The sequence below is a fragment of the Croceitalea vernalis genome, from assembly GCF_031846405.1.
Lineage (GTDB): Bacteria > Bacteroidota > Bacteroidia > Flavobacteriales > Flavobacteriaceae > Croceitalea > Croceitalea vernalis.
This window is the reverse complement of sequence record NZ_JAVRHU010000001.1, coordinates 96,616-109,315: the sequence shown is the minus strand read 5'-3', so window position 1 is coordinate 109,315 and position 12,700 is coordinate 96,616. Positions and strand designations below refer to the sequence as shown.

Below are 12,700 nucleotides of genomic sequence, written 5' to 3'. Positions count from 1 at the left end.
AATTATCCTTTTCTTATATCGCTTATTTTTTCAAATGAGGTAACAATACCTCTTATCAATGAGGAGCTTAAACCCTGATGTTCCATTTCGTTTAAACCAGAAATAGTACAACCTTTAGGTGTAGTCACACGATCTATCTCTTCTTCAGGATGATTACCTGACTCAATTAATAGGCTTGCCGCACCATTACAAGTATGCATAGCTAGTTCTTGTGCTTCTTTTGCATCAAAACCTAGTTGAATTGCCCCTTGGGTAGTAGCACGTATTAAACGCATCCAAAATGCAATACCGCTAGCGCAAATAACTGTCGCTGCTTGCATTTGTTCTTCAGGAATTTCTATAGAATGCCCCATTCTGTTAAAAATTGCTTTAGCTAAATCAATTCGTTTTTTACCCAAATCATTACTACAAATACAAGTCATTGACTTACCAACAGAAATTGCTGTATTGGGCATACTTCTAATGATATATTTATCAGTTCCAATTACGGTTTCAATTTTTTGAATTCCGAAACCTGTTATGGTACTAATTAGAACATGTTTTTCACTCAATAAATCTTTAACATCATTAAGAATAGCTTCAAAATGACCAGGTTGAACAGCAAAAATTAGAATATCCGAATTTTTCACAGCTTCCGCATTATCAGTCGTAACGGTTACATTTCCATACTTTTCAAATGTTGAAATTTCTGCCGTATTTCTTTTGGTAAGGTACATTGATGTTGCCCCATTGCTGTGTAAAATTCCTTTTGCAATTGCTAATCCTAAATTACCAGCTCCTATTATCGCTATTTTCATTGTTCTGCTTTTCTTTTTAAAAAACCCCTGCTTTTAATTGTAACCCTTCACCCTCATTTAATCTAAATATCAAATTCATATTCTGTACAGCTTGCCCTGATGCTCCTTTTAATAAGTTGTCTATTGCAGAAGTAACCAGTAATAAATTTTCATGCTTGTGTAAATGAATATGACAATTATTCGTATTAACGACCTGTTTTAGGTGAATAGGTTCATGAGAAATATGAGTGAATACAGCATTCTCGTAATATTTTTGATATAGTGCTTTGGCTTCTTTTATACTTCCTTGAAATTCGGTGTATGCAGTGGCCAGTATACCTCTTGGAAAATTACCTCTGTTTGGTAGAAAATTTAATCTTCCTATTTCATTGTCAAAAGCTGTTAGACTTTCGTTAATTTCACTTAAATGCTGATGTGTAAAAGGCTTGTACCAACTTACATTGTTGTTTCGCCAACTGAAATGGGTGGTATGAGATGGTTTTATTCCTGCACCTGTACTACCTGTTACTGCATTAACATGAATATCGTTGTGTAAGAGCCCTTTTTTTGCTAATGGTAATAAAGCCAACTCAATTGCCGTCGCAAAACAACCTGGGTTAGCAATATATTGCGCATCGGAAATAGAATTTTTGAATAATTCTGGTAGGCCATAAATAAACTGTTTTTCTTCAAAGTTAGAATCTGCTTTTAGTCTAAAATCATTACTTAAATCTATGATCTTCGTTGTATTTGAAAACGAATTTTCTGCTAAAAATTTAGAAGAATTTCCGTGTCCAAGGCAAAGGAAAACCACTTCAACTTTTAAATTTACTTTTCCTGTGAATTCTAGTTCTGTTTGCCCTAATAAATCTGGATGGGCTGATGATAATTTTTTTCCGACTCTTGTAGTACTAAAGACAAAGTCAATTTCGACTTGAGAATGATTTATCAAAAGTCTTATAAGCTCTCCGCCTGTATATCCAGAGCCACCAATAATACCTGCTTTAATCATGATTTTGATTTACATGGTTAGCGATTTTACCTGGGTTGGATAGAATCTTTATGAACCCTTTGGCCTCATCAGCTGACCAACCTTTATTCATTTCTCCATAACTACCAAAAGACGCATTCATTAAATCATGAGGGGATGTAATTCCATCCAATCTAAACTGAAAAGGATATAAACTCACAAAAACATCTCCAGAAACATTTTTTTGGGTATCCGTCAAAAAGGCTTCAATATTTCTCATTACCTCATCTAAATAATTACCCTCATGCAAAAGCATTCCGTAAAAATTGCCTTGCTGTTCTTTTTGATATTGCTGCCATTTGCTCAAAGTGTGTTTTTCCAACAAATGATGGGCTTTGATAATTATTAAAGGAGCGGCGGCTTCAAAACCTACTCTTCCTTTAATTCCGATAATGGTATCTCCCACATGAATATCTCTTCCAATAGCATATTTGGACGCCATAGCTTCCAACTTTTCAATGTTAGAAACAGGACTGTTCTTTTCCCCATTAATGGCAACCAACTCGCCTTTACTAAAAGTTAGTTTTACTTGTGTTGGCTCTTTTTCTTTTAACTGGCTTGGGTAAGCAGCATCTGGTAAGGGTAGATTAGATGTCAATGTTTCATCACCACCGACTGAAGTGCCCCAAAGGCCTTTATTAATAGAATATTTTGCTTTTTCCCAAGAGTAATCTACACCGTTTTCTTTCAAATACGTTATTTCAGATTCTCGAGATAATTTATTGTCCCTAATTGGTGTGATAATCTCAATCTCGGGTGCAAGCGTTTGGAAAATTAGATCAAAACGCACTTGGTCATTTCCTGCGCCAGTACTTCCATGAGCAATATATTTTGCACCAACTTTTTTTGCATGATTGACAATTTCCACAGCTTGAATAATTCGCTCTGCACTAACCGAAAGAGGATAGGTATTATTCCGTAAAACATTACCAAATATCAAAAACTTAACTACTTTATTGTAAAAAATTTGAACTGAATCAATGGATGTATAACTAGAGGCACCAAGAGCAATAGCTTTGTCATTGATGGTTTTTATCTCATCAGATGAGAATCCACCGGTATTTACGCTTACAGCATGAACTTCATATCCTTCTTCTTTTGAAAGATATTTGGCACAATAAGATGTATCTAATCCGCCACTATATGCTAATACTAGTTTTTTCATTTTGTTTTTTTCTTTAGAAACAGGCTTTCTTTTATGCTTTTCAATCTTTGAAACGCTTTACTGTTTAATTTTTCTTTCTCTTTTATTTTAGTTGAAGGGTCATACAACATTCCCGTGCAAAGGCACATGTTTCGTTCGGTTCTAGTCAGGATATCAAAATTTTTACAAGTTTGACATCCCTTCCAAAATTCAGGATCATCTGTGAGTTCAGAGAAGGTTACAGGTTTATAGCCTAATTCATAATTCATTTTCATGACAGGAAGACCTGTTGTAATTCCAAATATTTTGGCTTTTGGAAATTTTTCTCTTGACAACTCAAAAATCCGTTTCTTAATTTTCTTAGCAAGGCCTTGATTGCGAAAATCTGGGTGAACAATTAACCCTGAGTTCGCAACAAAGCCCTTATTTCCCCAAACTTCGATATAACAAAACCCGGCAAATTTGTCGCCTTCTAAGGCAATCACGGCATTCCCATTTTCTAATCTTTTAATAATGTATTCAGGGGTTCTACGCGCAATACCAGTACCGCGAACCTTGGCAGAATCTGTGATGGTATCGCTTATGATTTGTGCGTATTTAAAATGTGATTCGTTAGCAACAATGATTTCCATTGCTATGTTTTTTTAAGTAATAATTTGAATAAATTTTGTGGAACTTGCGGGAATGGACTCACCTATTCCCATAGAAATGATGCACCCTTACGGGCGACGACGGAAAGCGAAGGGACGGACAGGGTTTTGGATACCTGTATCATTAAATATGTAATTTTTATCATTCATTACGGAGTAAATGTACAAATTAAATTGAAAGCGGCTAGTTTAGGTTAAATTTTTTACGAAAGCTTGACATTATGTTACGATTTTTAAAAACTTCGAATCCGAGGTAGCCTAAAACCAAACAATATTCAATGGTTAGCAACCATAAGTTTTCTTTAAAGCCAGGGTTTGTGTATGCATAATAACTTAAAATTACTAATAAACACCAAACTATAGGGAAGCGATAATTAGTTAAAATACCTAAAATCAATAGAAAAATAATATACCATGGATGCACTGTGCTAGATAAAAAATAGTAGCTAGAAAGTAAAATAAGCATGGAATTCATGAGTGTTTTTATGTTCTGATTTTTTCTAAAAAAAGTAAGTAATAACGCCAATGTGATAATCACTTTTGGAATAAGACTGCCATAAGATTTGACTAATTCCCAAGGTTTAGCTTCAAAATACAAAACCCCAATTTTTTTAACCAAATTATAAACAGATGCATTGAACTCGAAATTTGAAAACCAAAGTCCAACCGTTTTAGAATAGTTAGCAATGAATTCTGAGGAATAAAATGGAAGTAAAAAAACAATACAGGTTATACCAATCAAACTATAGAACAGTGTGCTTTTTTTTAATCCTAAATGTTTTAAAAAGAGCGGCAAAAACAGAATTGGAACTAGCTTTAACAAAATGGAGAAGGCATAAATTGGCGCTGCTTGTTTCCATTTATTCGTGGATATTAAATAAATAGCCCAAACAAAGAAGAAAAGCATGACTCCTTCAAAATGCAAATTACCTGTTAGCTCAATTATTACTAGAGGATTTAAAAAAAACCAGAAAGCAAGATGGTTTGAACGTCCTAAGTTTTGCAATAATTTTCGTCCAAAATATAAGATACCTATATCAGCTAGAATTGTGGTAATTCGCATCACTATCAAAGAACCTAATATACTTCCTCCACCTAAAAAGCTGGAGATTGTAAATATGATCTGATTTAAGGGAGGGTAGTTGCTATAATGCCTAGCACTTAGAGAACCCATACCATCGTAAAGCTGTTGCGCATTGGCAATGGCTAAATCTGATTTTTCAATTAAAGTATTTGGAGTATACAAATATGGATTAATCCCATTTTTGATTAGTTCTCCATCCCAGATAAAACGATAAAAATCTTGTGATAAATTTGGTTCTGCAATAAGGAATACTAATCTAAAAAGAACACCTGTAACAAGCAGAAATTTAAAATTCCATTTTTCGAATTTGATTAGTTGAAAACAAAAGAAAAATAGTGCTGCAAAAAGGGTGATTAATTTGGTAAAATCATCCCGTTGAAGGTCGTAAGCAAAAACTTTATAAAACATCAAACTTCCCAAAACCAGAAGAATTGAGATTTTGTGTACTTTCCAAAAAGTAAGCATGATTACGCCTTTGCCGTGAGGGACTTAAAAAATACAAAGCCAAAACCTAAGAATAACATTAAATGAAATGGAAACAATCCGTAATCATTTAAAGGTATAGCGCTATACATTCCGAATAGGAAGTAAAGCATTAAACCAAACTCAATAATCATGTTTGGAGATAACTTGGTTGCTAAATATTTGTTGCCTTTCCAACTATCAGTAATGTTGTTAATGTTGAATTTGGGTGTTCTTACGAATTCACTGCGCTTGCCTAAATGCCCTTCCATAACTGCGATAGAGTTGTGCAAAGAAAGCCCTAGAGCAACTGAGAAAAATGTAAAGAACAGTTTAATGTAATCAATGAATTTATCAAACCCACTACCTTGAATACTTTTGTAGGTATACCAATAACAAAAGAAAAGAATAATGGTACTAACAATAAAGAAACTAGTTACTTCGAACACCCACTCTAAATGTCCATAAGTATTCTTAATATACAACATTGGAATACTTAATAAAGCAACGACAAAAACACATAAAAACATAGAGCTATTCAATAAATGCATTACTCCATGAAATTTGGTCTTAAAATCTATGTTCTTAGATTTTACAACACTTGAAACAGTCTTTCTAAAATTTTCAGCACCACCTTTATTCCAACGAAATTGTTGTGATCTAGCGGCACTCATTACAACAGGAAGCTCTGCCGGAGTCTCAACATCTTCTAAATATTTAAACTTCCAATTTTTTAATTGTGCACGATAACTTAAATCAAGATCTTCGGTCAGCGTATCACCTTCCCAGTTTCCAGCATCAATAATGCATTCTTTTCTCCAAATACCGGCAGTACCATTAAAATTGATAAAATGCCCCTTTGAATTACGACCAACCTGCTCTAAGGTAAAATGAGCATCTAAGGCGAAGGCCTGTATTCTAGTCAAAGAATTAAAATCACGATTAATATGCCCCCATCGCGTTTGAACTACACCAATCTCAGCATCTTTGAAATAAGGAACTGTTTTTTTTAACCAATCACTTTCTGGTAAAAAATCAGCATCAAAAATAGCAACAAATTCTCCTTTGGCTATTTCTAAACCTTCTTTTAATGCGCCGGCTTTAAAACCTTGACGATTCGTTCTGGTGATATGTTGAATGTCTAAACCTTTTGCTTGTAATTCCTTTACTTGTCTTGCGGTGTCTATAACCGTATCATCAGTAGAATCATCTAAGACTTGAATTTCTAATTTACTAGCAGGATATTCAATTTTAGCAATGTTCTCTAAAAGACGATCCATGACATACTCTTCATTATAAATAGGCAATTGAATAGTGACATGCGGAATTTCGCGTGGATCTAAAAGATTGAATTTAGGTGCTTCGTCATTTTGTTTTTTATTACTCAAATAATTGACCAATAAATTTAGCTGAGCTAGGCTATAGCAGAATATCAGAATTAATGCGAAACTATAAATAGCGATAATGATGTAAGCAATTGTAAGTCCCATATTATTTAATGCTGTATTTGAATATCCAACCTAATATTTTAACGCCTGCAAATATAGCACCTTTTACGGTACCAGATACTTTTGAGACACCAATTCTTTTCTTGTAACGTACTGGTACTTCGGTATATGCCATTTTTTTTCGCAATGCTTTTAACTGCATTTCAACCGTCCACCCATAAGTCTTGTCTTCCATCTCCAATTTTTTGAGTTTTTCGTATTTAATAGCCCTAAAAGGTCCTAAATCCGTAAAATTTGCCCCAAAGAAAAGTTTCATTAAAAATGTTGCAAGAGCGTTACCAAAAATTTGTGGAAATGTCATGGAGCCTGCTTCACGTAATTCTTTTGTCCTTGAACCAATGACCAAATCCATATTCTGATTTATAATTGGAGCTACTACCTTATCTAACTCTTCTGGATAATCTGAATAGTCTCCATCAATAAATACGACAATATCTGGTAGTTTGGACTGTTTGTCGATATAAGCCATACCTTTTAGACAAGCATAGCCATAACCTTTTCTTTTTTCAGTAAGCACTGTAGCACCTGCATTTTCAGCATTTAAGACAGTGTTATCTGATGAATTATTGTTAACAACAATAATCTCGTTAACTGAGCTTGGAATTTCGTTAATCACATGAACGATGGAATCGGCTTCATTAAACGCGGGAATGATAACTTTAATAATCGGACTCATTTGAGATCAGAAAGTTTGTTTTCTTTTTTAAAGCTGCCAAAGCTAAACCATTCTTTTATCTTCTTTCCGTTTTTATATTTTTCAGCAGATTTGAGTTCTTGGTCGGTATATTTTAGACAATAGCCATTTTTAACTCCGTCTTTTAATTGACATTTATGGTTAATACTTCCATTTTCATCATAAAAAAGCCACCATTTTACTTTCTTACCTTGATTAAAATGCCCCTCCATTTCTAGTTTTCCGTCTTCAGAATAAAAGTGCCAATAGCCCTTTTCTTCATTCATCTTATAATGCCCTTGTTTTTTTAATGACCCATTAAAATGATAGAATTTCCAAAAATCTTCTTTTGATTTTTCAATAATCCAGCCTTGAGATTTTGTTTTACCATTACTATGATATTCGCGATGATATACCTTAGTTGATGTCATCAAGGCAAATAAAAAAAATAAGCTAACTCGAATAAGCATTTTACTTTTTATTCACTAATGTCATTAAATCAACATCATTACCCAATAAAACCTGGTTGCTATCAATACGACCTTCTAAAGGTCCGTTCTCTAACTTTAAGACCCCACGAGGACAAACAGCAGAACAGATACCACAACCCACGCAACTGGAGCGCACAATATTCTCACCTTTTTGAGCATAGGCACGAACGTCAATTCCCATTTCACAGTAAGTGGAACAGTTGCCACATGAGATACATTGCCCACCATTTGTAGTAATTCTGAATTTTGAAAACAGACGTTGCTGAAATCCAAGAATTGCTGCCATTGGACAGCCAAAGCGACACCAAACACGATTTCCAAAAATAGGGTAGAACCCAGTTCCAATAACCCCAGAAAAAATACTTCCTATTAAAAAGGAATATGATTTACGAAGTGTTTCTGATTTAAAAAGAAAAACGTTGCCTTCTCCGCTGAAAAAGTGCATTCCAATTAGTGCTAAAATGATTACCAAATAGCCTATCGCTCCATATTTAGCATCCTTTTGAAGCTGTTCCCTTTTAAAAATCATAACTAAGGCAAACACAGTAGTTAAAAAAGCTGCGACACTTATTAAAAAAGTACTTTTTGTTAACCAGTATTTACTCGTGTCATTGCCCAAATAAGAATACACAACTGCCGTGGTCATCAGGGTTACAAAAACCACAACACTATGAACGACCCAGCGTTCTATTTTCCATGCCTTGACTGTTTTGTCACTTAACTGTCTAAATGAATCACCAGCAGTTTCTGCCAAACCACCGCAACCGCAAACCCAAGAACAATACCAGCGTTTACCATACTTATAAGTAAGTATAGGGCTTATCACAAAAACGGTAACGATTCCGAAAACCAAAAGACCAAAGCCAATATCTCCTGAACTTAAAAATGCTTTGATTCGGTAACCCTCAAAATTATAATAGTTCAAAGGCCACATATTTTTTAAATCATAATATGGCAAACTACCACCATTTAAGACTGAGCTTCCGTTTAGTCTCGCCATTAGTTCAGGAATAATAAAGGCAAAAGCGGTTTGAAAGAACATGACACTTATGGTTCTTATTCTTTCATAACGATTGTGACGATACTTCCAAAGAAACTTTATTCCAAATGCTAAAATTGCAACAGTATAGAGCGTTCCATATACGAACCACTGACTCGCAGGGTTACCACTTAAAGCTCTACTTAAAGGATCAAAAAGACCAATTACACCTTTATTATCACCTTTAGCTACCAAGCCTAAATATTCAGGATAAAAATATAGTATGATATAAAAACCAGTTAATGCAATGCCAGCAACCCATCCCCAAAAACCTTTACTTGATATGGATTTAAACCAAACGCCGTCATTTTTAATACCAGGTTCTTTATTTGAATACATATCCCAAGCAAACCAAATAGTACCTGTTGATATAGCGGCTAATGATATGCTAAGCCACAAAGTTTTGTTAGGAAAGTCAACATTAAAAGCTGCGAGTAAGATTATCGCTAATCCAAAGAGTCCAATTAGAGTTGCTACTTTTTGATTTCTGCTTAATGTTGCTGGTGGTTGCCCTGTTAAGGCCATACTTCTATCGTAAGTGCTCATATTTTTAAGGTTCAAAAATCCTGATCATTCTATAAGAGAATGACAATGAATTAATTGGTTAGGTTGAATATTCTTTTAAAGCTTTTCTTTTTAGTTGCTATTGATTTGCTGAATTCGGTATTATATTTAGATACAATCTCTTGTTCATAATGCTTGTAAAATTCTGGATCAAAATTGGCATCAATCAAATGTTCCATGATATAATCTATATCTCTTTCTTCATTTAGCCATTTATCAAAAATTTCATGCCGCATTCGAATCCCAAAAGTATTTATGCCTAAAAATTGTTTAGAATCTTTATGAAAAGACGCCGTAATACAAATTTTTTCAGTCGTATGTCGCCAATGGAATTGCTTTTCGTAATCTTTTTTGCCACGAGCTCCAAATACCCAGCCATATGTTTGATATTCTATATCAAGAAACTTAGCTGAATTAAACCAATGCCCAGGTTTATATTCTAATTTATTCCCGCAAATGGTTTGGGCAATAGTCTCACCCATCATGCGACCCGTGTACCAAACAGCTTCAATTGGTCGTCTATTTCCAATGGCTTCATGTTGTTCGGCGCAATCTCCAATAGCATACACATCTTTTACATTGGTTTCTAAGTGACGGTTTACTTTGATGCCACGACCCAATTCAATACCAGAATCTTTTAGAAAATCTATGTTCGGAGTTACGCCAGCAGTAAGTCCGACCATGTCGCATAATAGTTCTTCGCCTGTTTCTTGAATGATAATAGATTTGACCCTGCCATTTTCATCAGCTTTTATTTCTTTAAGATTAGTGCTTAATCGTAAATCAATATGATGTTCTTTAATATGTTCGTTAATGAGTTGTGATTCACCTTCCGGTAGTACTCCATTCCAAAAACTACTTTCTCTAACTAAAAATGTTACTGGAATATCTCTGCTTCTAAGCATTTCAGCAAGCTCTATTCCAATAAGACCACCACCAACGATAACAGCTCGTTTACAAACCTCCTTGTTAGGAGCATTAACTTCTAAAAGATCTAAGTCTTGTTTGGAATATAGTCCTTGAACACCATGTAAATCTTGCCCTGGCCAACCAAACTTATTAGGTTTTGAACCAGTAGCAATAATCAACTTGTCATATTTTAAAGCTCTTGAACCATCAAGTAATAGTTGTTTGTTTGTAGTATCAACCTTATTTACAAAAGCACGAACGAGTTCGATTTTGTTTTTCTCCCAAAACCAGTTTTCATAAGGTTGTATATGGTCAAATTTCATATGACCCATATATACATACATTAACGCTGTTCTTGAGAAGAAGTAATCAGTTTCGGCTGAAACAATAATAATTCTTTTGTTAGATAGTTTTCGGATATGTCTTGCAGCTGAAATACCTGCAATACCGTTACCGATGATAACAATGTTCTCCATTGGTTTTTTATTGGTTGTCAATTGTGTCGTTTTTAAAGGTATGAACTTAACACAAGAAATTAATTTAGAAAGAATTTAAATACCTCATGATATTGTAAGGTTTATTACCATATTACGAACGGCTAATGTGTTGATATATATAATCTTAAAAAATTCTTAAAAAATTATTGGCTTTGTAGGTTGTTGAAAATAGCTACGACTTATGCCTCAGATTTTAATCAATTAAATAATTGAAATGAAAAATAGAACCACACTAACCTTAGTGCTTCTTTTCTTTTTGGTCGAGTTAAGCAAAGCACAGACGACCTCAGATTTTTTTAAAGAGACTAACATGTTTTTTAATACTCATATTGAAGACGGAAAGGTAGATTACAAAACAATTAAAGAAAACCCCACTAGCCTAAATCAACTAATTAGTTTAGCAAATGATATTTCGGTTTTAAAAGAGGATGCAAAGATTTATCAATCCTTTTGGATTAATGCTTATAATCTTGCTGTTATAAAAGGAATAGTTGATAACTACCCGATTAAATCGCCATTGAATAAAAAGGGCTTTTTTGATGAGATTACTTATCAAATAGGAGGTGAAAATATTACTCTTAATGAAATTGAGCATAAGGTATTACGAGGCAACTTTCCTGATGAAGCGAGATTTCATTTTGTATTAGTTTGCGCCGGATTAGGCTGTCCGCCTATTATTAATAAGGCATATTTGCCCGAAACACTAGACCATCAATTGCAAACACAAACAGAACTTGCATTGAATGACCCCAACTTTATTAGAGTAAAAGGTAAAAAGGTGCAACTATCTCAACTTTTTGAATGGTATAAAGCCGATTTCACTAAAGATGGAAAAAGTCAGATTGATTATGTTAATCAATTTAGAAAGGAAAAAATTGACTCTAAAGCTAAGGTTAGTTACTACGAATATGACTGGGCTTTGAATGAAACCAAATAAAAATAATATTTTAAAATAACTACAATGAAAAATTTAAGAAACCATATTCTATTGGTCGGACTTTTTTTGTCTACTCTGAATATTATTGCACAAGACGACACTAGTGATGGAGGAAGTGTTATTCAAAACCTAACACCATCAAAATTGATTGACCAGGGTCAGTGGGATTTGAAATTATTTAATAATTTATACACTCAAAATGAAAGTACCTTTGCTTCAGATGACGGTATTCGACAAAACTTTTTTACTTCAACTTTAGAGGCCTTTACGGGGGTATCTGAAAGTAAAAGAGTAAATGTGGGAGCGATAGTTGAGTATCGAGCGAATGGCAGGGATTTTATTTTGGAAGATGGCAGTAATGAGCGCAGAACAACCTCTGGGTTAACTTCTATTGCTCCTGCAATTAAGTTTGTTCCATTTAAAAATGTGGGTAATTTTTCTATATTAAGTGCATTTTCAATTCCTCTTGTAAGTAGCGAGAATGACGACAATGGAGTTTTTTTAGATCAAAATGGTTTTACATGGCAGAATAGATTTTTTTATGACTATACTTTCCCTGGAAAGAAATGGCAATTGTTTACCGAATTAAATTCTGAATTAAATTTTGGAGACAAAGAAAAAAGTTTTGCTAATAATAGTTTAAATCTTACTCCTGGAGTATTTTTAAGTTATTTTCCGAGCTCTAAATTCACTGTTTTAGGATTAGCACAACACTCTCAGCGATTAGATTTGGGTAATGATTTTACTCAAAATTTTACCGCTTTAGGAGGAGGTGCTAAATATCAACTAACAAATGAATTAAACCTTGAGATACTCTACACCAACTTTGTTAGAGGAGAAAATACAGGTCTAGGTGAAACTTTTAACATAGGTTTGCGAGCTGTTTTTTAGTCTATAGTAAACAAAACAAGTATTTTAGAAGCCTTAACTTTTAAC

General features: G+C 34.0%; 12 protein-coding genes. 2 read left to right on the top strand and 10 right to left on the bottom strand.

Annotated features, from left to right (window positions below):
• Positions 1-2 precede the first annotated feature (2 nt).
• From proC to RM520_RS00415, 10 genes are all read right to left on the bottom strand, one after another.
• Complete coding sequence (proC, locus tag RM520_RS00460) at positions 3-797, bottom strand: pyrroline-5-carboxylate reductase (protein ID WP_311383732.1); 795 nt, start codon at positions 795-797, stop codon at positions 3-5.
• Between the two features lie 16 nt (positions 798-813).
• Positions 814-1,788: an N-acetyl-gamma-glutamyl-phosphate reductase gene (gene argC / locus RM520_RS00455; RefSeq protein ID WP_311386594.1), complete on the bottom strand. Its 975-nt coding sequence runs from the start codon at positions 1,786-1,788 to the stop codon at positions 814-816.
• Positions 1,781-2,971 (bottom strand): argininosuccinate synthase, encoded by a 1,191-nt coding sequence (locus RM520_RS00450; RefSeq protein WP_311383730.1) that lies wholly within the window; start codon positions 2,969-2,971, stop codon positions 1,781-1,783. Before RM520_RS00450 ends, argC begins: the two co-directional genes overlap by 8 nt.
• On the bottom strand, positions 2,968-3,582 hold the full coding sequence (locus RM520_RS00445) for a GNAT family N-acetyltransferase (RefSeq protein ID WP_311383729.1): 615 nt from the start codon (positions 3,580-3,582) through the stop codon (positions 2,968-2,970). Before RM520_RS00445 ends, RM520_RS00450 begins: the two co-directional genes overlap by 4 nt.
• Before the next feature lie 202 nt (positions 3,583-3,784).
• A complete protein-coding gene (locus tag RM520_RS00440) occupies positions 3,785-5,149 on the bottom strand; it encodes an MptA/MptB family glycosyltransferase (RefSeq protein WP_311386593.1) in 1,365 nt (454 codons plus the stop codon).
• 2 nt (positions 5,150-5,151) lie between these two features.
• Complete coding sequence (locus tag RM520_RS00435) at positions 5,152-6,636, bottom strand: cellulose synthase family protein (RefSeq protein WP_311383727.1); 1,485 nt, start codon at positions 6,634-6,636, stop codon at positions 5,152-5,154.
• Position 6,637: 1 nt separating this feature from the next.
• A complete protein-coding gene (locus tag RM520_RS00430) occupies positions 6,638-7,330 on the bottom strand; it encodes a glycosyltransferase family 2 protein (protein WP_311386592.1) in 693 nt (230 codons plus the stop codon).
• Positions 7,327-7,758 carry a toxin-antitoxin system YwqK family antitoxin gene (locus tag RM520_RS00425; protein WP_311386591.1) on the bottom strand — a complete coding sequence of 144 codons (432 nt, stop codon included), beginning with the start codon at positions 7,756-7,758 and terminating at the stop codon, positions 7,327-7,329. Before RM520_RS00425 ends, RM520_RS00430 begins: the two co-directional genes overlap by 4 nt.
• Positions 7,759-7,798: 40 nt before the next feature.
• Positions 7,799-9,403, bottom strand: coding sequence for a 4Fe-4S binding protein (locus tag RM520_RS00420; protein ID WP_311386590.1), 1,605 nt, complete (start codon positions 9,401-9,403; stop codon positions 7,799-7,801).
• Positions 9,404-9,453: 50 nt separating this feature from the next.
• Entirely contained in the window at positions 9,454-10,806 is a 1,353-nt protein-coding gene (locus RM520_RS00415) for an NAD(P)/FAD-dependent oxidoreductase (protein ID WP_311386589.1), read from the bottom strand.
• Between the two features lie 235 nt (positions 10,807-11,041).
• Between RM520_RS00415 and RM520_RS00410 the strand changes: the two genes are divergently transcribed.
• Positions 11,042-11,764, top strand: coding sequence for a DUF547 domain-containing protein (locus tag RM520_RS00410; protein ID WP_311383722.1), 723 nt, complete (start codon positions 11,042-11,044; stop codon positions 11,762-11,764).
• A 24-nt stretch (positions 11,765-11,788) separates the two neighbouring features.
• The gene (locus RM520_RS00405) at positions 11,789-12,655 is read left to right on the top strand and encodes a hypothetical protein (RefSeq protein WP_311383721.1); all 867 of its coding nucleotides are present in this window, start codon (positions 11,789-11,791) and stop codon (positions 12,653-12,655) included.
• Positions 12,656-12,700: the final 45 nt, after the last annotated feature.

Bases quoted from the DNA above. Each gene is read 5' to 3' on its own strand.
- proC (WP_311383732.1), bottom strand. From the start codon at position 797: ATGAAAATAGCGATAATAGGAGCTGGTAATTTAGGATTAGCAATTGCA.
- argC (WP_311386594.1), bottom strand. From the start codon at position 1,788: ATGATTAAAGCAGGTATTATTGGTGGCTCTGGATATACAGGCGGAGAG.
- RM520_RS00435 (WP_311383727.1), bottom strand. From the start codon at position 6,636: ATGGGACTTACAATTGCTTACATCATTATCGCTATTTATAGTTTCGCA.
- RM520_RS00450 (WP_311383730.1), bottom strand. From the start codon at position 2,971: ATGAAAAAACTAGTATTAGCATATAGTGGCGGATTAGATACATCTTAT.
- RM520_RS00420 (WP_311386590.1), bottom strand. From the start codon at position 9,403: ATGAGCACTTACGATAGAAGTATGGCCTTAACAGGGCAACCACCAGCA.
- RM520_RS00415 (WP_311386589.1), bottom strand. From the start codon at position 10,806: ATGGAGAACATTGTTATCATCGGTAACGGTATTGCAGGTATTTCAGCT.
- RM520_RS00445 (WP_311383729.1), bottom strand. From the start codon at position 3,582: ATGGAAATCATTGTTGCTAACGAATCACATTTTAAATACGCACAAATC.
- RM520_RS00410 (WP_311383722.1), top strand. From the start codon at position 11,042: ATGAAAAATAGAACCACACTAACCTTAGTGCTTCTTTTCTTTTTGGTC.
- RM520_RS00430 (WP_311386592.1), bottom strand. From the start codon at position 7,330: ATGAGTCCGATTATTAAAGTTATCATTCCCGCGTTTAATGAAGCCGAT.
- RM520_RS00425 (WP_311386591.1), bottom strand. From the start codon at position 7,758: ATGACATCAACTAAGGTATATCATCGCGAATATCATAGTAATGGTAAA.
- RM520_RS00405 (WP_311383721.1), top strand. From the start codon at position 11,789: ATGAAAAATTTAAGAAACCATATTCTATTGGTCGGACTTTTTTTGTCT.
- RM520_RS00440 (WP_311386593.1), bottom strand. From the start codon at position 5,149: ATGCTTACTTTTTGGAAAGTACACAAAATCTCAATTCTTCTGGTTTTG.